Raw genomic sequence first — 19,045 nt, 5'->3', positions numbered from 1 at the left:
CTGTTGAGTTCTCAAAGAACAAACACACACCAGCAGAACCACCCACAACAAGCAGGCAACCCCACCAGGGCCATCCGTCCCACCCGACTTCCGCCGGGGCAACTTCTCCATCTTACCCGGTTGGTCTCGCGTTGTCAAGAACCAGTTTCGGCTCTTGCCGCACCACCCGAGTTTCCCCGCACTTCATCCACCCGCTCAGCGGATGGATCTTCCGGGGTGTCCGGCAGACCGGCCCGCTTCGTTGACCGAAGCTCGGCCCGGCTCCCTGCCGGCTTCCTACCTTACCCGGTTGGTTTCGCAATCTCAAGTCCGGTTACCCGGCGAGTCGCACCACCCGGTGCAGTCTGGTTCGGCGGTCACCCGCCCCATCCTGCGCTTGCGGTTTCGGTTGTTTTGTCCGTGTCCCGCTTGCAGAGAGAAAGTTACGCGGCTCCCGCCGCGAACGCAAGTTGATCTTGAAAAGATTTGCCTCGCCGGACAAAGGTCCAGGTCAGCATGGGTGTAAGGGCGTCGACTCGCTGGGACCACGCCTTCGTGCCGGACAGAAGCAGGTCCGCGACCGGTCGGGCTGATGGCGAAGACCCGGGACTACCTGAGGGCGGAGGGGTCCGGTCGCCCGTTAGGACGCGTCGTACATGTCGTCGACGCCGGGCCCCGCCCGCGCCAACCACGTGTCAGAGTGGCTGGCATGACTGTCGGAGGACCGCCCCAAGCCATCGACGCCGTCTCCGCACTCCTGCTCCCTTTCTGGCAGCTGACGATCGGCGCGGTGGTGGTGGTTGCCGTGGTCGTGTCGGTCCGCCGGCTCGCCCGGCGCGGTCGATCCCGGATGACCAACGCGATGCTGGTCCTCGGCGGAGCGATCATCGGCCTCGCGGTGATCGGCGTACTCACCTCTGGGCGCTGAGGCAGCCCACGGTCGACGCCGCAGGCAGTTGCACGCCGGCCGCGATCGGTACCGTGTCCGGCGCCGGCGCCGCGGGCGTCAGAGCCGACGGTTCGCCAGACTCGGAAGCTCGGCGCGAATGGTCGCCAGCCGGTGGAGGTCGAGGTCGGCCAGCACCACGCCGGTCGTGTCCGGTGCCTGCGCCAGCACGGTGCCCCACGGGTCGACGACCATGCTCCGGCCGAAACAGGTCCTTGCCGGTTCATGCTGACCGATCTGACCGGCGGCCAGCACGTAGCACTGGTTCTCGATCGCGCGGGCCCGCAGCAGCACCTCCCAGTGGTCGCGCCCGGTGTGCACCATGAACGCCGCCGGCACCACCAGCACCTGGGCATCGCCGTCGACGGCCAACCGCCGGTAGAGCTCGGGGAACCGCAGGTCGTAACAGATCGACAGGCCGAGACGAACCCCGTCGCAGTCGACCACCACCGGGTCCGTGCCCGGTGCCACGTTGCTTGACTCCCGGTAAGACACCCGGCCGGGAATCTCCACATCGTACAAATGAATCTTGCGATAGCTGGCAGCGAGTTCCCCCCGGCGATCGAAGACCAGGCAGGTGTTGTAGGTGTGTGCCGGATCCGGCCCGCGCTCATGGAACGAGCCGACCACGACCCAGATTCCAAGCTCCCGCGCCGCGTCAGCGAAGAAGCTCCCGACGGTGCCGTCCACCGGCTCCGGGGGCGGCAACCGCTCGGCGGTGCCGAGGTAGTCGACGTACTCGGGCAGGACCGCGAGATCGGCACCGCCAGCGGCGGCCTCGCTCAGCAGGCCGCGCGCGGTGCTCAGATTCGCCGTCTGATCGTCGCGGCTGTTGATCTGACAGACAGCTATCCGCATGCCGGAACTTCCCCGTCGGTGGTCCACCCCGCCAACTAGGCCGACTTCTCCTCGCGGTCACGTCGACGCCGCCCAGTGAACTCCCGCGGCACGATCGTCGGGTTGACATTCTCCAGGACAGCCTCGCGGGTGATCAACACGCGGGCGGCGTCCGGGTTGCTCGGCACCTCGTACATCACGGAGAGCAGGACCTCCTCCATGATCGCCCGAAGGCCTCGGGCGCCGGTGCCACGCAGCATCGCCTGATCGGCGATGGCCTCCAGGGCCGCAGGCTCGAACTCCAACTCGACGTTGTCCAGCTCGAACAGCCGCTGGTACTGGCGTACCAGGGCGTTGCGCGGCTCGGTCAGGATGCTGACCAACGCCACCTGGTCCAGGCTCCGAACGTTGGTGATCACCGGAAGGCGGCCGATGAACTCCGGGATCAGCCCGAACTTGAGCATGTCCTCTGGCATCACCTGGGTGAGGATGTCATCGGTCGACCGCTCGGAGACCGCCCGCAGCCGGGCGCCGAATCCGGTGCCACCCTGACCGGTGCGCGACTCGATGATCCGGTCCAGCCCGGCGAAGGCACCACCGAGGATGAACAACACGTTCGTGGTGTCGATCTGGATGAACTCCTGGTGCGGATGCTTGCGCCCACCCTGAGGTGGCACGTTGGCCACCGTACCTTCGAGGATCTTGAGCAGGGCCTGCTGCACACCCTCGCCGGAGACGTCCCGGGTGATCGACGGGTTCTCCGACTTGCGGGCGATCTTGTCGACCTCGTCGATGTAGACGATCCCGGTCTCGGCCCGCTTGATGTCGTAGTCGGCTGCCTGGATCAGCTTGAGCAGGATGTTCTCAACGTCCTCGCCCACATAGCCGGCCTCGGTGAGCGCGGTCGCGTCGGCGATGGCGAACGGCACGTTGAGCATCCGGGCGAGGGTCTGCCCGAGGTGCGTCTTACCGCAACCGGTCGGACCGATCAGCAGGATGTTCGACTTGGCGACCTCGACCGCGTCGTTGGCACCCGGCGCGCCGGCGGCGTCGGCCTGGATGCGCTTGTAGTGGTTGTAGACCGCGACGGAGAGGGCCTTCTTGGCGTGGTCCTGGCCGACGACGTACGAGTCGAGGAACTGGCAGATCTCCATCGGCTTGGGAAGCTCTTCCCACTTCACCTCGCCGGTCTCGGCCAACTCCTCCTCGATGATCTCGTTGCAGAGATCGATGCACTCGTCGCAGATGTAGACCCCTGGGCCCGCGATGAGCTTCTTGACCTGCTTCTGCGACTTGCCACAGAAGGAGCATTTGAGTAGGTCGCCGCCGTCGCCGATCCGTGCCACCTACGTTCTCCCTGCGCTCTCGGCCGATCATGCCGGCCCTGGCCTAGGACGGGGGGTTCGCCTCGTCAGTGTCGAACACCTGCCGCCGGTCAACCCCGTCAGACGGTGCATCTCGACGTTACCCGCTGGCGGGGCAAACTCCGACCCCCAATATCGGGTGTGTCAGAGGTCGGCCAGTCTACTCACAGCCCGGCCGACCCCTCACCGTGCGTCGTCAGCTGGCCGAGCTGGCCGCCAACAGGCCCTTCTTACGGCTGGTCAGGATGGTGTCGACCAGGCCGTACTCGCGGGATTCCTCCGCAGTCATGATCTTGTCGCGGTCGATGTCCTTGCGGACCAGCTCGACCGCCCGGTTGCAGTGCCGCGACAGCATCTCCTCCAGCTGGGTACGCATCCGGAGAATCTCCCTGGCCTGGATCTCGATGTCCGAGCCCTGACCGTAGCCGCCCTCGGTGGCCGGCTGGTGGATGATGATCCGCGAGTTGGGCAGCGCCATCCGCTTGCCCGGCGTACCGGCGGACAGCAGCACCGCAGCGGCGCTGGCCGCCTGCCCCAGGCAGACTGTCATGATGTCCGGTCGGACGTACTGCATGGTGTCATAGATCGCCGTCATCGCGGTGAACGAACCACCCGGCGAGTTGATGTACATGATGATGTCCCGGTCCGGGTCGGTGCCCTCCAGGGTCAGCAGCTGGGCCATCACGTCGTTGGCCGACGCGTCGTCCACCTGCACACCGAGGAAGATGATCCGGTCCTCGAAGAGCTTGTTGTACGGGTTCGACTCCTTGATCCCGTACGAGGTGCGCTCAACGAACGACGGCAGGACGTACCGGTTGTGCACCGGCGCGAACCCGGGCGGCATGGTCAAGTCAGTCATCGTCGCCTTCCTCAGTTACGGGTGCCGGCGCCGGTCGGGACCTGCGTCGCTCCGGTGATCACCCGGTCGATGAAACCGTAGTCGAGCCCTTCCGCCGCGGTGAACCACCGGTCGCGGTCGGAGTCCGCTTCGATCTGCGCCGAGTCCTGGCCGGTGTGGAACGCCACCCGCTCCTGGAACATCCGCTTGGTGTAGAGCATCTGCTCCGCCTGGATGGCGATGTCAGAGGCGGTGCCACCCATGCCACCGGACGGCTGGTGCATCATGATCCGCGCGTGCGGCAGGGCGTACCGCTTGCCCGGCGCACCGGCGCAGAGCAGCAGCTGGCCCATGGATGCCGCCATGCCCATCGCAATAGTGGCCACGTCGTTGCTGATGTACTGCATGGTGTCGTAGATCGCCATGCCGGAGTAGACCGACCCGCCGGGCGAGTTGATGTAGAGGTTGATGTCCCGCTCCGGGTCCTCCGCCGCGAGCAGCAGCAGCTGGGCGCAGATGCGGTTGGCCACCTGGTCGGTCACCTCGCTGCCCAGGAAGATGATCCGCTCCTTGAGCAACCGGTTGAAGACCGTGTCGTCGAGGTTGCCACTGAGTGAGTCACCGCCGCGGGCCTCGCTCACCCGGATGGGCATAGCTGGGATGTGCAGATCGGTCATGGCAGCCCTTCGCTCTCCGTGCGTCGTTAGGCCCGACATTAACCGTTGCGAACGGGCCGGGCGCCGTTCTCAGGGTGCTGTTCGCTTACAGCGCAGGGAGGCAGCGACACGCTGTCCCGGGGAATAACCACCGCGTTCCCCGTATGCCGCCCAGAGACGACAACGGCTGTCACCCGGCGTCGTCGACGCCGGGTGACAGCACGCGAACGTCACGCTCAGTGCTCGTGGTTGTGCTCGGCCTCGTTGGCGGCCTTGATCGCGTCCATGCTGATCGGGTTGCCAGCCGAGTCGTTCATCGTGATCCGCTCCATCACCAGACCGAGCGCCTTGCCCCGCCTCACGTCACCGTAGACCGCGCCGGCCGCGCCGGAGCGGGCCAGCTGGTCGTAGTACTGCTGGGGAGCCATCCCGGCCCGCTGGGCACGGTGCACGATCTCGTGACCGAACTCGTCATCGGTGACCTGGACGTTCTCGGCCTCTGCGAGAGTGTCCAGCAGCAGCTGGATCTTGACCGCCTTGGTGGCCGCCTCGGTCAGCTCAGCGTCGACGTCGGCCTCTGCCTTCTCCTCGGAGGCCAGGTAGTCCTCCCAGGAGGCGCCGATCCGCTCCAACTGGTCGGTCATCGCCTGCTTGCGATGCTCGACCTCCTCGGCGACCACACCTTCGGGCGCCGGCACCTCGGCCGCCTCGACCAGCTGGTCGAGCGCCTTGTCCCGGGCGGCGTAGATCTGCTCGAGCTGTTTGGACCGCTCGACCCGCTGACGCAGGTCGCCCCGGAGCTCGTCGAGGGAGTCGAACTCGCTGGCCATCTGCGCGAACGCGTCGTCCAGCTCCGGCAGCTGCTTCTCCTTGACCGTCCGCACGGTTACCGCGACGTCCGCGTCCCGACCGGCGAAGTCGCCGCCCACCAGCTGGGTGGTGAAGCTGGTCGACGCGTCGGCGGCCAGACCGACGAGCACCTCGTCCAGGCCCGGCAGCAGCTGCTTGCTGCCAACCTCGTGGGAGATGTTGGTGGCCGAACCGCCCGGCACTTCCTCGCCGTCGACCGTCGCGGCCAGGTCGATCTGCACGTAGTCGCCGTCGGCCGCCGGGCGGTCCACCGTCTTCAAGGTGGCGAACCGCTCCCGCAGGTTGCCGAGCTGGTCGTCGATCTCGCTGTCGTCGATCTGCAACTCGTCGACGGTCACCTCGATCGTGGCGAGGTCCGGCACGGTCAGCTGCGGGCGGACGTCCACCTCGGCGGTGAACTTCAGCGCCTCGCCGTCGGTGAAGTCGGTGATCTCCACCTCCGGACGGCCGAGGGTCTTGACCTCGTGCTCACGGACGGCGGCGAGGATGTTCTGCGGGATCGCCTCCTGCACGGCCTCGTTGAGGACCGTGCCCCGGCCGACCCGCTGGTCGATGACCGCCGCCGGCACCTTTCCCTTGCGGAAACCGGGGATGGTGACCTGCTGCGCGATCTCCCGGTACGCCTTCCGCAGGCTCGGTTCGAGCTCGACGAACGGCACCTCGATGGCGAGCCGGACCCGAGTCGGGCTCAAGGTCTCGACGGTGCTCTTCACAGGCGTACTCCTTGATGCATGTCAGTCTTTGTCGGGTCGTCACTGTCCGCCCGGGCCGCCCGTCCGGGACGGGCCACCCCTGCCGTACGGCATGGCACAGCCCATCGAGTGTAGGCATGCCGAAGTCCCGGACTACCCGCGCCCGGCGCCTGTGCCGGCGGTCTAACAGTCGGGGTGGCGGGATTTGAACCCACGGCCCCTCGCTCCCAAAGCGAGTGCGCTACCAAGCTGCGCCACACCCCGTGGCGACGATCAGTCTATGCCGTCGGCAAACCGCCACGCTGCCCGGTATCCCGCCAGGGCTCGGCACGGCCGCGACCGCCCGGCACGGCCCGACCACGAGCCAGGCCACAACCCGTCCGCTGCAAGGTCCGCGCGCAGGTTCCGCATCCTTCAGCGGTACGCAGACCCGCCGCCCGCCGCGTCAGCCGGTGATACCCCCGTGCGCCAGACCCACCACGACTTGTACGCTGGACACCGCGCCCCGCCCGACGGGGCGCACGCGGGCGTAGCTCAATGGTAGAGCCTCAGTCTTCCAAACTGATTACGCGAGTTCGATTCTCGTCGCCCGCTCCACACCCTCCGCCCCAGGTCAGCGGCGTTTCTCGCGACCGGAGCCAGCTCCCCGATCAGCCTTTGTTGATCTTGCGTGCCATCCGCGTGCCATTAGCCCCGGCCGGACCGTCAGCCGTGCCGTCCGGAGCACTCCCCTGGCGACCTGCTGGACGAGGGAGCCCGGCGGCGATCACCCGATCCATGCCGGCCGCGATCTCCCGATCCCGCTCGCTGTTGGCATGCTGGTAGATCAGCGCCGCCCGCATACTGGCGTGTCCCATCCGGGACATCAGGTCACGGGTGCTCGCCCCCGTTGCCGCCGCCAGGTTGTTGCCCGTGTGCCGCAGGTCGTGAAAGTGGAAGCCGGTCGGCATGCCGGCCGCAGCCAGTGCCGCCGACCACCGGACCGCGCGGCGGAAGTTGCCGGAACGCAGCACCGCGCCCTTGTCACCGGTGAACACCAACGCTTCCAGATCGTCGTCGACGAACGCCGCCAGGTGGTCGACGAGCGCCGACCGGGCAGCCGCCGGCAGCGCCACCACCCGGTTACCGGCCTCCGACTTCGGCGGACCGAACGCCAACCCGCCGTTGCGCAACACGGCGAGCTTGCGCGGTACGCGGATCGTGCCCGCGTCGGTGTCGACATCGCACCGGCGCAACGCGGCCAGCTCACCCCAGCGCAGCCCCGAGAACGCCGCGACGATGATCAACGCCGAGAACCGGGCCGGCATCGCTTCCGCGAGCGCGACAACCTGGACGACGGTCGCCACCGGCCGCTCAGGCGTGTGATAGCGGTCATAGCCAGGGATGCGGCACGGGTTCTGCCGGATCAGCTCATCTTCCTTCATGGCCGTGTTGAGCACAGCCCGCAACAGTGAGTACGCCTTGACCGCTTGCGGCTCGGAGACGCCGTCGCCGAGCAGCCGGGCACGCCAGTCCCGGATGGTCGCCGGCTTGATCGTGCCGAGTACGAGAGTGCCGAGGTACGGCCGGACGTACAGCCGGAACAGGTCCTCGTAGTTCTCCCGCGAACGCGGCTGGAGCCGACGTTGCGCGATCCAGCGCGAGCCGTACTCGCCGAGCTTGATGTCACCCGCTTCCGGCGCGCTCCACTCGCCACGGATGATCTCCGACTCGACGACGGTCAGCCACTTCGCCGCCTGCGGCTCGGTCGGGAACGTGTCGGGCGCCTTCCGCTCGACGCCGTCCGGGCCGAAGTACCGGGCCTGGTACCGCCCTGACGGCAACTTGCGGATGCTGCCGAACCGACGCCGGCCGGGCTTGTTCGCCATCAGGTCACCTCACCCAGGTAGTGACGCAGGTTCGCGCGGGTCAGCGTCGCGATCCGGTTCCGTTCGACGTACGCGGCCACCGCAGACTCTTCGAAGCGGACCAGGCGGCCAACCTTCACGTACTCGATCCGGCGGTCAGCGACCAGCCGGCGCACGAATCGCGGCGTTACCCGGAGGCGAGCGGCGACCTCCTCGGGGGTCACCAGCCTGTCTGCCATCCATGTCCTCCCGTTCACGATCAGGCTGCGAGGGTCAGGGGTTGAGGCGTTGCCGAAACAGCGCCGGAGGCGCGTTCTCGGGCGTTGGTGAGCGTGGTGCGCCAGCGGATGCGTTCGGAGACGGCCCGCAGGATGCGGTGTTGCAGGGGCGGGACGTCAGGGTCGTCGGGCCGGGCGAGTTCGAACCGGTAGCGGTCCGGGTTGTCGACCTGCGTGTCTGACTGCCCGCCCGACTGGCCGCCGTCGCTGTTGTCGGTGTCGGCCTGGTCGTCGTTGTCAGCGAGGTCCCCGGCGAGGATGGAACGGACCCAGGCCCGGTTGTCGGCGCGGTGGTCGGCCAGGGTCTTGCCGGACCACTGCCGGGAGACCAGCACCCGCCGGCCGGTGAAGCCGAGCGTCGCCCGCTGGTGAACCTTCCCGGTGCAGCGGCCGGGGGTGAGGCCGGGTTTGGCCTTGTCCGGCTGGACGCCGTAGAGCAGCCAGTTGGCGCAGGTCGGCGAGCACGGCAGCACCGACAGTTCGGCGTGGAGCCGGTCGAAGTGCGCCTTCTGTGGGTCGGAGCGTGGCCGGGCCTGGTCGGTCAGGTCCTTGGTGACGTACTTCGTGACGTAGCGGATGGAGCGTTCCGCGTCCTTCGTGCCCTGGTCGATACCGCGCGCGTCGATCCGACCCAGCCGGGCGACGTACGCGGGTGGGGTGCCGGGTTCCTCCAGCTCATCGAGCGCCTCGCCCCAGGTGGGTAGCGGCTCGCGGGTCTTCGGGTCGACGTAGGCCTGTTGGTCGACGTCCCACACCGGCGGTTTGTCGACCCGGTAGACGGGCTGGTCGAAGCGCGGCCACCACACCTGGTGATAGGTCGCGGCGGCGATCTGCTTCAACAGCTTGCGCGGCAGCGTGCCCCGAATGGCGAAGTGCGCGTGTGGGGCGAGACGGCGTTGCAGCTCGACGGCCCCGGCGTACTGGACGTTCCAGCCCGCCGCCCGACGCAGGTTCTGCCACCACCGGTCCAGGACGCGGGCGAAGTGGATCGAGTCGACCGCCGCCCGCCGGTAGTCGTAGCTGTCCGGATCCACCGGCGTGCTCAGCACCGGGTCGTGTGGTTGGTGGCGTTGCCCGCACTCGCACGGCACCACGTAGCCGCCGCGCCGAAAGTGCGAGTGCACCGGGCCGTGACTGTCGAGGGTGAGCGTGAGCAGCATCGACGGCCGATACGTCTTGCCCTGCCGGCCGGTGAAGGCCCGGCCGACCGTACGCGGGTCGACGGGCAGCCGGGGCAGGTCCGGGGTGTCCTGGCGTCGGCGGGTCGACCGGCGACGCCGAGGCCGCTCATCCCGCTCGGTCGGGGTCAACCGGCCGCGAAGGTTCGATTCCGCCAACGCCTCATCAACCTCGACGATCGCCGCGTCCAGGTCGGCGACCTGCGCCGCCCGCGCATCCGGATGCATCGGCTCATAGGCCAAGGCGTGGCGTTCGAACTCGAGGTGCGCCCGCAGCCGGACCAGCGACAGCACGTCCTCACCCGGCTTGTCCGGGCGGACGGCCGGTTCGTCGGCCAGGTGCCAGCCCTCCCGGATCTGCTGAATCCGTAGCCGTCGGCCGCGTTCCGCGCACGGCTTGCACTTCGCCGCCAACGTGGCCCCGCAGGGCACTTCGACGACATCGGTACGTCCGGTCACGGTGTCGGTGCGGCGCAGCACCACCGGCCGCACACACACCTGATGCTGCTCCGCCAGCTGCCGCAGGGCGTCCTTGGCCAAGGGTTGACGCATCCGGGCCGCCCGCGACCCCGGACGCGGCACCACCGACAGCGGCGATGGCGCGTTGTCCGGGGTCGCGGCGCCCACACCCGCCGCCGGCCGGTTCGCGGGTTCGTGGTGTGTCACTGGTCAGCCTCCACACCGGTCACCGTCGAGCCGTTGCGGGTCGGGAACCCCGCGAGCGGTACGGGCACCACACCCCGACGCACACCAGAGGCCGGGCGGACCGGTTCGACCATCGCCGCCTGGTCGACGGGCCGGGACGGCTGGTCGAGCACGACCGGGGCAGCGTCGTCGGTGTCGACCTGGTCGACGGCAGCCGCCGAGGGATTGCCCGGCTGGTCGACGCCGGCCGGGACCGGGGCGGGGGTGGCGGGTTTGGTGGACAGGACGAGCTTCGACAGGCCCAGGAACGCCAACGCCGGCACCGCCGACAGCAACCAGCCCGAGATCCCCGGCTTGGCGACCGCCAACTGTGCGGCCAGGGACAGGCAGACCGCGCAGACAAGCAGGAACATCGGATAGCCGACCGGCCCACCCGTGCGACGTCGCCGCCGGATCGTTAGCAACGCGGCGAGGGGGATCAGTTCGGAGATCGCGGCGTTGGCCCAGCCGAACCACTCCCCGTGCCCGCTGGGGAGTTGTCCATCGTCCAGTCGTGGACGTGGGTGAACGACGCAGCCCCGGCCAGGCTGCCGACGACGAGCAGGATCAGCACCAGGACGACGCCTTCCGCCCGCTCCGCGCGGGTCGGACCGCTGGTCGACGCCATCACGCCACCACCCCCGGCACGTCGCCACCGGTGTCGGTGTCGTCGAGGTGGCGGTAGGTCCGGCCCAGCCCGCGAATGTCGTCGTCGGACAGATAGGCGAAGCGGACCCGGACGGGTTCCCGCACACCGTCGAGGACGACGTAGCCGACCCCCGGCAGCGTCTCCGGAATCCGGTCACACACCGCACCCCGGTCACGGGCACCGTCGCCGAGGACCATGTCAGCCTGCTCCGGCTCGGTCATCCGCAACGCGATCCGGGTCGGGAACAGGTCCCGGAACGGCAGCACGTCCTTACGCGGGTCCTGCAACGCCGCCACCACATGCACACCCACCGCCCGGCCCTGCGACAACAACAGACCCAGCGCCTCTTTGATGCGGTCGCGGACCTTGCGGTCAGTCAGATAGGCGGTCAACGCCGCCAACTCGTCAACCACCACGACGATCAACGGCTCATCCCGACTCGGCGTGTGCTGCCGGGTCACCCCGCGCAGCCGGTCTGCCCGCAGCCGCATGCGTTTCACCGCCTCCTCCAGGACACCGGCCATGGTGTCCGGGTCCTGGTAGCAGAACCGGGCGAACAGCGGCAGTCCGGCGGCCAGTTCCATGCCGCCCTTCGGGTCGAACACCCACAGCTCCACCAGACCGGAACGGACGCCGCCGGCCAACGCGGAGATCAGCGACCAGATCACCGACCCCTTGCCGGAGTTCGTCGCCCCCGCGACCAGCACATGCGACCCGGCCAGCCGCAGCCGGTACGGCTCCCCGCCCTCCTGAACGCCGAGGGGCAGGCCGAACAGGTCGGGTACGACCGGGACCGGCAGCGGCGCCACCACCCCGGCGAGCGGATCGCGGCGGGTGAACCGCACCGCCACCAGATCCGGCCGCACACAGCCCGACGCTCGTGCTTCGCGCTGGTGGAAGCCGTGCGCCAACTGGTCGGCGTTACGTGCCCAGTCATCCGGCACCTGACCCGGCAGCATCCGCACCGTCACCGTGTCCCCGAACCGATCCGACACCACTCGGACCAGACGGGGCACATACCGGACCCCGTCGAAGATCACCGCCAACCCGCAGGTGGCGGTGACCGCGACCCAACGACGCCGGTACACCCACAACCGACGCCACCGCCCCACCAGCGGATACCAGCCGAACCGCCACCACGACCCCGGATGCACCCGCCACCACACCACACACGAGGCCACCAGGCCGGAGGCGACGGCGGCCAGGACCAGCGGCCCGTACTCCAGATGGACCCACCCGGCCGCGACGGTCGGGCCGGAGATCCACCAGTACCGAACCGCCAACACCGTCAGCCGGACCAGGCCACGGGCCAGCCACCACAGCAGGAGCAGCCAGCCCGGCATCCGCCACGACGGCAGCCGCACATTCATCGGCGCGACCGGGACCTTCTCCCCCGGAATGATGTTGATCAACGGCATGACGACGTCACCGCCCCGACCAACGGACCGGACGACCCAGCGTCGCCATACAGGTCCGGCACGCCATGTGCAGCAGATCGAACCGACGCGGACGCACCCACCGCCCACAACGCGGACACCGGATCTCATCCACCAACGCCGGCAGATCCCGCAGCCCCATCACCCGGCGGGCCACCGCCAGCCAGGACCACAACACACCAGCGAGCAGACGACGACGCCACCTCACGCCGACCACCCCCGGCGGATGCGGTTCGCCTGCTCCCGGGCGATCTCCGCCAGGTCGGACGCCTCACCGGCGACATCCGGCGACGACGACTCGGCCGCAGCCCGGCCGAACAGGTCGGCCTTCCGGTCGTACCAGGCAGCCCGCTCCTCGGCGGACGCCCGCCAGGTCGGCCGGCTGTTCAGCAGCGCCGCCAGCTCAGCGGCGAACGATCGCGTTCCGTCAGCCACGGTCGTCACCGCCCGCCGGCTGGTCGAGGAAGACGACGAGCGCGCAGGCGTCGCAGATGAGCACGTGCGGCGGCATCGCGGCCAGGTCGTCGCAGATCTCGCAGTGCCGCCAGACCTCACGGCGGCGCGGCGTGTCCGGGTCGAGGTTCATTAGCATGGGCGTCACAGCCCGGCCCCCTTTCACGAGGGGTTGAAGGGTTGGGAGCGCGGGACGGGCCGGGACTCTTGGCGGGGAAACGGCCCGCCCCGCGTGAAAGAGGGAGCGGTCAGGCAACGGCGGGAGCGAGAGCCGAAGCCGGCTGCATACCGGTCGCCCGCAGCGAGTACGCCATCCGCGCCCGGCACTGACCCGACGCCCGACACCGGTGCGAATCCACATACGGGGTCAGGGTCAACCCGTCGAACTCCACCGCCGGCGGATACCCCGGCACCGTCGACGACGGCGGCACCGGACGCTGCCCGGCAACGATCTTCACCTTGACCTCAGTGGACCGACCGAACTTGCCCGCCTCAGCGTCCAGATCCAGCACCCGGACCACCCAGACCCGCTCACCGGTCTCCTTGTCCCGCGCCTGGTTGTCCGCCTCGCCACGCCGGTCGAAGTCGACCTGAGCATCGACGCCGAGGAACAGCGCACCGGCGGGGAACACGTACTCGAACGGGACCGGGACCTTGATCGACGCAGGAACCACAGCAGATACCTCCGAGGGGAAAAGAGACCGAACCCAACAAGCCGGCAAGTTGACTTGTTAGGTAGATCGAAGGTAGCTCCCGCAAACTCGACTTGTCAAGTGATCCAGTGAGCGCGACGTCTACCCCCTCGACTGTGGTCAGTCGAGGGGGTAGACGTCTTCCAGGTCGTGACGGGAAGCGGGAAACAGCACGTCGACCGCGAGCAGCGGGGTTGCCGTGCGGTCGCAGATGGACAGCAGCGCGGTTACCACCGGGTCGGTCGGGCTCACCTTCAACAGGGACGCTTCGTCGTCGCGGGGCAGCCGGGCCGAGATCCGCTCGGCGACGTGATCGAACTTGACGCCCTTGCGCGCCGTCAGGTGCCGCAGCAGCCCATCGGACAGCGGAGCCGTTCCGCCCACGTCCGTACCCGCAGCGAGATCAACGGGAAGGTACGCGGTCGCCAGCTCCACCGGCCCCAGGTCGTCAACCGTGACCAGCCGACGACGTGCGACGACCGGCGTTCCCGGTTCGATATCGAGCGCGGAGGCCGCCCGAGGTAGCGCCGGGATGACCTCGGCCGCTAGGACGGTGGAGCTGGCCGGTTCCGGCTGGTCGAGCGCGGCGTACCGATCACGGGCCGCTCTGGTGAACGCGCCCCCGGGACGGCCGATGACGAACCGGCCCTTGCCCTGATGGGACTCGATCCAGCCGTCCTGGCGCAGCATGTCCAGCGCCCGCACGACGATCGGCCGGGACGCGCCGAACTCCCGTATCAGCTCGGTTTCACTCGGGAGCATCGCACCGGGCGGATAGGTGCCGTCGCCGATGCGCTGCTGCATCGCGTTGACGATCACCACGTACTTGGGTTGCGCGACTTCGATCGGCACCCAACCCACCCCCAAGACGACAACTCAGCTTGTCAAGAGGCTATCCAGGTAGGCGATGATCTGTCCATCACCGCCGGGTGCCTCACGTCCGGCCGTTCGGCCAGCGTCGCGGCAGGTGGCCATGCCGGCCGAACACCCGCAGTGCGGTCCGCCGCCGATCGCAGCCCAACATGCCGCACCCCGGACACCGACCATCACGGTCAGGTCCGGGGTGCCGGTCAAGCAGCCGTTGCGCCGCCCGGAGCTGGTCGAGGACGGACGCCGGTCGCACCATCGGTCAGCGCGGCCCAGTAGCAAGTAGGGAAGCCCGCGCCATCACCAACGCGTGATCACCCCACGTGCCGTCACCGTTGAGCTTGACGCCCTCCAGCCAGATCCACTTGTCACTCTCCGGCCGGTTCGTGATCAGCCGTACGCCGGTCAGCCGCATCGCGACCGGGCCATCCGCCGGCCGGTACCGATCCCTCGGTTGTAGCCGGATCGTGTCACCGAGCTTGACCCGGATATCGAACGCCACGGGTTGCCTCCATCCTCGCCGCCACCGGCGGCGGTCCCGCCGCCGGTCTCCTCACCTGTTTCGCCGGTCGCCGGTCCCGGCTGGACAGCAGGCGCAGCCCGTCCCGCTGGACGAACACCTCACGCCGCTCGACCGCATCGCCGTGCCGGTCCAGGACGTACCCGGTCAGCCAGCACCAGCCCTCGTAGGTCGGTTTCCGGCACACCGCCGTCACCCGCAGGATCACCGCCCGGCTACCGGCGAACTGCACCGACGCCCGCCCGGCGATGTGCACCACGTCCCCGACTTCCGGATCCACCATCGATGTCCCCCCCGGTTGGATTGGATGGGCGCCGAGCCGGGCGGGGATCAGCAGTCCCCGGCAGCCCGCGTCGTTCTGCCGGTCGGGCGAGGAACCACCTACCCGGCACCCGGCCCGGCACCCTGTCTGAGTCACCTGGTGGCCGGAGCGCTCCCAGGTGTGCCGCCGGCCGTGCCCTGCCCGCCGCAGTCCGGACAGGTCCGCCGCTGCAACCGATGCGGATCGCCCGGAGCCCGCAGCGCCCGACGCGGAGAAGCCAGCTTCCAGCCCCGCCCCTCACACGCCGGACACCCCGAGCCGACCGACCCGGACGGCGCAGGATCGGGTGTGCCCGTGTCGGACTGGCAACGCACGATCGGGACCCGGCCCCCGGCGAACACCGCCGCGCCGACACCGACCAGCCGAGGCGCGATCAACAGCCCGCCGCCAGTCGGGCAGACCCCGCCCGATCCCGTCCGAGATAGCCTCACGTCATCCTGCGTAGCAATCCGTAACCGGTTCACGACAAGAATCGTGTACCGGTCCAACAGGACAGATCGAGGACCCGGCCCGGCACATCAGACGGACCTCAACAGGACCCCATCAGGACATGGCTTGCCGTCCGGACATCAACCGGACCAGCCTTGACAGCAGAGCCCCACCGTCCAGGAAGGCACACCGGATGGCACCACCACGGCGCGAACCCCGAACCGTGCTGGAGTACCTCATCCAGCACAGCGACCGCACCTACGAAGAACTCGCCGACGAGTTCACCCGCCACGACCCCCACGCCGTGATCAGCGCCCGCCACCTCGGCCGCCTCGCCCGAGGCGAACGCGACCTCACCGGCGCCAACCCCGCCACCCGCCGCGCCCTACAAGCCATGTTCGGCCGACCCGTCGACGAACTCCAACGCCCCTGGACCGGCAACCACCCCGCACTACCCGCGCAGCGCACCCCGATCACCCCTCAGCCGCTGCCCGGCACCGGAACCGAAAGGAACCTCCTCGCCATGGCCGCCGAACGCGCCCGCCGCTACGCCCTGCTCGCCGCCGAAGCCACCACCCCCGCCGCCATCACCAGCCTCGCCGAAGACGTACAACGCCTCGCCCTGGCCTACCCGCAGCAGCCCGTCAGCCACATCATCGGCGACCTCGCCGAAACCCAAGACAGCCTGTTCACCCTCCTGGAACGCCGCCAACCCCCCGCCCAGTCACGAGACCTGCACTTCCTCGCCGGCATCACCAGCGGCCTACTCGCCAAGGTCTCCCACGACCTGGCCGACCCACACTCGGCGATGCTGCAAGCCCGCACCGCCGTACTCTGCGCCGACCAGGCTGGACACCCCGGACTGCAAGCCTGGCTCCGCGGCCTGCAATCCCTCGTCTCCTACTGGGCTGGCCGCTACGCCGAAGCCGTCCGCTACGCCAACACCGGCGCCCAGTACGCCCAGCAGACCGGCGGCACCACCTCCGTTTGGCTCCCGATCAGCGCCGCCCGCGCGTACGCCGCCCTCGGCAACGCCGAACAGGCCAAAGCCGCCATCACCGAAGCCGAACAGGCGTGGACCCGCGTCCAGCCCGACGAGATGGACGAGATGGGCGGCATCTGCACCTTCTCCCACCCGCGCACCCTCTACTACGCAGCCGACGCCCTCGCCTGGCTACCCGAGGAAGCCGCCACCGCCGAGGAGTACGCCGCCCAGGCCGTCGCCGCCTACGCCGACCCCCACGACCCCGCATGGGCCTTCGGCGACCAGGCCGGCAGCCACGCCGACCTCGCCATCGCCCGCGTCGCCGGCCGGGACCTCGACGCCGCCGCCGACGCCATCGCACCCGTGCTGGAGCTACCCGCCGAACAGCGCATCAACGGCATCATCCACTCCGTCCGCCGCGTGCACCAGGCCATCACCCGCGCCGGATACGCCACCGACGCCCGCGACCTGGTCGACGGCATCGAACACTTCACCCACACCCCCGCCAACGCCCTCCCCCGGTAAGGCACCATCAGCGACATGGACCCGATCCACCTCACCGGCCGACTCGTCGACCTGCGCGACTTCCGCACCAGCGACATCCCCGACGCCGCCGGAATCGTCGGCGACCAACGCGTCACCAGCTGGCTGTCCTTCGACGCCCGCGACCAGGACCAGACCGCCGCCATGATCGAAGGCGCGATCAGCCGGGCGCAGGCCGAGCCGCGCACCGAGTACTACCTAGCCGTCGTCGACAAGCAGGACCGGATGATCGGGTTCGGCCGCCTCGGACTCGGCGGCGTCCAGGCCGCCAAACTCGGCTACGCCATCCACGCCGACCACTGGGGCCACGGCTACGCTACCGACGCCGCCCACACCCTCATCACCTATGGCTTCGGACCACTCGGACTACACCGGATCACCGCCGCCATCGGACCCGACAACGCCGCATCCGTCGCCGTCGTCAAGCGGCTCGGGATGACCTACGAAGGCCGCCTACGCGACCACGTCCACACCAACGGCGCATGGCGAGACTCCCTGCTCTACTCCATCCTCGCCCCAGAGTGGACATCGCAGGCAGACCAGCCGTAACACCGGTCGGGCACGAGGACCAGGACCAGCGGACGCAAGATCACCCGCAGTCCCTACGCCGGTACCATCACGGCATGCGAGACGACCCCACCCCGGACCCTCACCCGGACCCCGAACGCCTCGCCGCCCACGCCGCCGCCATCCGCGCCGCCGCCGCCGAACTCCTCACCCGCGTCCACGAATGGCGCAACTCCCCACACTGGCAAGACACCCCCACCAACCAACACCGCTACCGCACCACGGTCGACGCCTGCTCGCAGCTCGACGCGCTACCCAACCCGGCCACGCCCGACCACCTCGCCAACATGGCCGCCACCATCCGACCCGCATCCACAGTCTGGCTCCCCAGCCGCCCAGGACCCCAACAGGCAATCCACGCAGCAGCAGAACGTCTATCGACAGAGGCCGTACGCGTGAGAACTCCTGACCGGCCGCAGACACCGTAAGCGGTTTCTGTATAGTTGCAAGGCAATCAGCAGCGAGTCGCAGGCACCCACCGCCACCTAGAAGCAAGCGTCGACGGAATCGCTTTGATCGCCCCCTTAGTAGCGCATTACGGCGTGACCAACTAAGCCGGCATTGGACCACTCAAGTACTCAAAGCAGATTTTACCGAATTCCGTCACGGACCAGACGGGGTCCGAACCACCATCCGGCGCCGTTGCCGCAAGTCCACCGCCATTCACAATACCGTGACGCTCAAGGCCCGCCATTATTGGCGTAAGGCCGGCAGCAAAAGACGGAAATCTGACCTTGAGCCCAGACAGTGGCCAAGCATCATCGACGAACCTCTCAGAAGTGAGGCGGACTGGATCGTCATTAACCATCGCAGATAGAACCCTCACATGCGCCGGCTCCAAGTCCTCCAATGCAGCCACAATGACGATGGCAAGATCCAGCTTATCATCGTCTCCCAAGGTATTACGGAGAACTCGAGATAGCGCATCGACCTTATTCTTGACCATCGAACTGTAGGCAGCTTGAATAGCGCTAGTGAAAAGCATTGTTCGGTCATCCCTGGCGCTCGCCCATGCCGTAAATTCTTCGGCCGAAAGTCCAGTTACCTCCATGGCCACCTCAGCCAGGATCTCCGCATTCCGAAGACCACGTCGTTCCCGGATGGATACCAACTCCACCACTGGTTTGATGGCACCCGCAATCAACGCGCCAGCTGGCCCTGCTATGGCGAGGCCGAGTCCGACCGCGCCCACCTCGATGGCCGAACGGGTAGCAACCCGCTTCACCTTATCAGCATCAACCATAATCACCTCTCGTGACTCAATTCCGTTGAGATCCTGACCGATAGGAGTTTATGTATGACTTTAGGGTCGCACTGAAATGGCCCGCCCAGCCCGCTGGGTACCCACGGCCCCGGCGTTGTTCCTCTATGCCTGATTTGATCACGGTTTGTTAGATGCGGTAGACGGCGAAG

The 19,045-nt window shown here is 68.4% G+C and carries 20 protein-coding genes, 2 tRNA genes and 1 pseudogene; 5 read left to right on the top strand and 18 right to left on the bottom strand.

The features are described 5' to 3' along the window. Positions 1-688: 688 nt before the first annotated feature. Positions 689-907: a hypothetical protein gene (locus ACFHVL_RS29030; protein ID WP_416631695.1), complete on the top strand. Its 219-nt coding sequence runs from the start codon at positions 689-691 to the stop codon at positions 905-907. A 78-nt stretch (positions 908-985) separates the two neighbouring features. Here the strand turns inward: ACFHVL_RS29030 and ACFHVL_RS29025 are convergent, their stop codons facing one another. From ACFHVL_RS29025 to ACFHVL_RS29000, 6 genes are all read right to left on the bottom strand, one after another. Then, complete coding sequence (locus tag ACFHVL_RS29025; protein ID WP_416631694.1) at positions 986-1,783, bottom strand: carbon-nitrogen hydrolase family protein; 798 nt, start codon at positions 1,781-1,783, stop codon at positions 986-988. A gap of 35 nt (positions 1,784-1,818) precedes the next feature. Next, entirely contained in the window at positions 1,819-3,108 is a 1,290-nt protein-coding gene (gene clpX / locus ACFHVL_RS29020; RefSeq protein ID WP_416631692.1) for an ATP-dependent Clp protease ATP-binding subunit ClpX, read from the bottom strand. 214 nt (positions 3,109-3,322) lie between these two features. Continuing rightward, the gene (locus ACFHVL_RS29015; RefSeq protein ID WP_326552395.1) at positions 3,323-3,985 is read right to left on the bottom strand and encodes an ATP-dependent Clp protease proteolytic subunit; all 663 of its coding nucleotides are present in this window, start codon (positions 3,983-3,985) and stop codon (positions 3,323-3,325) included. A gap of 11 nt (positions 3,986-3,996) precedes the next feature. Next, positions 3,997-4,641: an ATP-dependent Clp protease proteolytic subunit gene (locus tag ACFHVL_RS29010; RefSeq protein WP_416631691.1), complete on the bottom strand. Its 645-nt coding sequence runs from the start codon at positions 4,639-4,641 to the stop codon at positions 3,997-3,999. Positions 4,642-4,856: 215 nt separating this feature from the next. Continuing rightward, the gene (gene tig / locus ACFHVL_RS29005; protein WP_416631689.1) at positions 4,857-6,203 is read right to left on the bottom strand and encodes a trigger factor; all 1,347 of its coding nucleotides are present in this window, start codon (positions 6,201-6,203) and stop codon (positions 4,857-4,859) included. Positions 6,204-6,372: 169 nt separating this feature from the next. Continuing rightward, positions 6,373-6,446: transfer RNA gene (locus ACFHVL_RS29000), tRNA-Pro, on the bottom strand. A 259-nt stretch (positions 6,447-6,705) separates the two neighbouring features. Between ACFHVL_RS29000 and ACFHVL_RS28995 the strand changes: the two genes are divergently transcribed. Next, positions 6,706-6,779: transfer RNA gene (locus ACFHVL_RS28995), tRNA-Gly, on the top strand. Positions 6,780-6,832: 53 nt separating this feature from the next. On the opposite strand, the gene ACFHVL_RS28990 is transcribed toward ACFHVL_RS28995, so the two are convergent. The 11 genes and pseudogenes from ACFHVL_RS28990 to ACFHVL_RS28940 form a co-directional block, all read right to left on the bottom strand. Next, positions 6,833-8,050: a tyrosine-type recombinase/integrase gene (locus ACFHVL_RS28990; RefSeq protein WP_416631688.1), complete on the bottom strand. Its 1,218-nt coding sequence runs from the start codon at positions 8,048-8,050 to the stop codon at positions 6,833-6,835. After that, positions 8,050-8,268 (bottom strand): helix-turn-helix domain-containing protein, encoded by a 219-nt coding sequence (locus tag ACFHVL_RS28985; RefSeq protein ID WP_416631687.1) that lies wholly within the window; start codon positions 8,266-8,268, stop codon positions 8,050-8,052. The genes ACFHVL_RS28990 and ACFHVL_RS28985 overlap by 1 nt, the downstream gene beginning before the upstream one ends. Positions 8,269-8,288: 20 nt before the next feature. Beyond that, the gene (locus ACFHVL_RS28980; protein WP_416631696.1) at positions 8,289-10,037 is read right to left on the bottom strand and encodes a replication initiator; all 1,749 of its coding nucleotides are present in this window, start codon (positions 10,035-10,037) and stop codon (positions 8,289-8,291) included. Between the two features lie 110 nt (positions 10,038-10,147). Beyond that, a pseudogene (locus ACFHVL_RS28975) lies at positions 10,148-10,797 on the bottom strand (DUF2637 domain-containing protein). After that, the gene (locus ACFHVL_RS28970) at positions 10,797-12,236 is read right to left on the bottom strand and encodes an FtsK/SpoIIIE domain-containing protein (RefSeq protein ID WP_416631686.1); all 1,440 of its coding nucleotides are present in this window, start codon (positions 12,234-12,236) and stop codon (positions 10,797-10,799) included. Before ACFHVL_RS28970 ends, ACFHVL_RS28975 begins: the two are co-directional and overlap by 1 nt. Before the next feature lie 222 nt (positions 12,237-12,458). Beyond that, positions 12,459-12,689, bottom strand: coding sequence for a hypothetical protein (locus ACFHVL_RS28965; RefSeq protein ID WP_416557327.1), 231 nt, complete (start codon positions 12,687-12,689; stop codon positions 12,459-12,461). Next, positions 12,682-12,855: a hypothetical protein gene (locus ACFHVL_RS28960; RefSeq protein ID WP_416557328.1), complete on the bottom strand. Its 174-nt coding sequence runs from the start codon at positions 12,853-12,855 to the stop codon at positions 12,682-12,684. The genes ACFHVL_RS28965 and ACFHVL_RS28960 overlap by 8 nt, the downstream gene beginning before the upstream one ends. Positions 12,856-12,955: 100 nt before the next feature. After that, on the bottom strand, positions 12,956-13,381 hold the full coding sequence (locus ACFHVL_RS28955) for a hypothetical protein (RefSeq protein WP_416557329.1): 426 nt from the start codon (positions 13,379-13,381) through the stop codon (positions 12,956-12,958). A 138-nt stretch (positions 13,382-13,519) separates the two neighbouring features. After that, positions 13,520-14,251 (bottom strand): GntR family transcriptional regulator, encoded by a 732-nt coding sequence (locus ACFHVL_RS28950; RefSeq protein WP_416631685.1) that lies wholly within the window; start codon positions 14,249-14,251, stop codon positions 13,520-13,522. Between the two features lie 277 nt (positions 14,252-14,528). Next, the gene (locus ACFHVL_RS28945) at positions 14,529-14,768 is read right to left on the bottom strand and encodes a hypothetical protein (protein WP_416631684.1); all 240 of its coding nucleotides are present in this window, start codon (positions 14,766-14,768) and stop codon (positions 14,529-14,531) included. Continuing rightward, on the bottom strand, positions 14,737-15,069 hold the full coding sequence (locus ACFHVL_RS28940) for a hypothetical protein (RefSeq protein WP_416631683.1): 333 nt from the start codon (positions 15,067-15,069) through the stop codon (positions 14,737-14,739). Before ACFHVL_RS28940 ends, ACFHVL_RS28945 begins: the two co-directional genes overlap by 32 nt. A gap of 661 nt (positions 15,070-15,730) precedes the next feature. Here ACFHVL_RS28940 and ACFHVL_RS28935 point away from each other — a divergent pair. The 3 genes from ACFHVL_RS28935 to ACFHVL_RS28925 all read left to right on the top strand — a co-directional run bounded on the left by ACFHVL_RS28935 (position 15,731) and on the right by ACFHVL_RS28925 (position 18,060). Beyond that, positions 15,731-17,047 carry a hypothetical protein gene (locus ACFHVL_RS28935; protein ID WP_416631681.1) on the top strand — a complete coding sequence of 439 codons (1,317 nt, stop codon included), beginning with the start codon at positions 15,731-15,733 and terminating at the stop codon, positions 17,045-17,047. 15 nt (positions 17,048-17,062) lie between these two features. Then, a complete protein-coding gene (locus ACFHVL_RS28930; RefSeq protein ID WP_416631679.1) occupies positions 17,063-17,614 on the top strand; it encodes a GNAT family N-acetyltransferase in 552 nt (183 codons plus the stop codon). Positions 17,615-17,688: 74 nt separating this feature from the next. Next, positions 17,689-18,060 (top strand): hypothetical protein, encoded by a 372-nt coding sequence (locus ACFHVL_RS28925; RefSeq protein ID WP_416631678.1) that lies wholly within the window; start codon positions 17,689-17,691, stop codon positions 18,058-18,060. Positions 18,061-18,182: 122 nt separating this feature from the next. Here ACFHVL_RS28925 and ACFHVL_RS28920 read toward each other — a convergent pair whose 3' ends face one another. Next, entirely contained in the window at positions 18,183-18,875 is a 693-nt protein-coding gene (locus ACFHVL_RS28920) for a hypothetical protein (protein ID WP_416631677.1), read from the bottom strand. Positions 18,876-19,045: the final 170 nt, after the last annotated feature.

The organism is Micromonospora sp. LOL_023, from assembly GCF_048060115.1.
Classification (GTDB): Bacteria; Actinomycetota; Actinomycetes; order Mycobacteriales; family Micromonosporaceae; genus Micromonospora_E.
The sequence above is the reverse complement of the archived record's forward strand: the minus strand, read 5'-3'. Positions and strand labels throughout refer to the sequence as shown.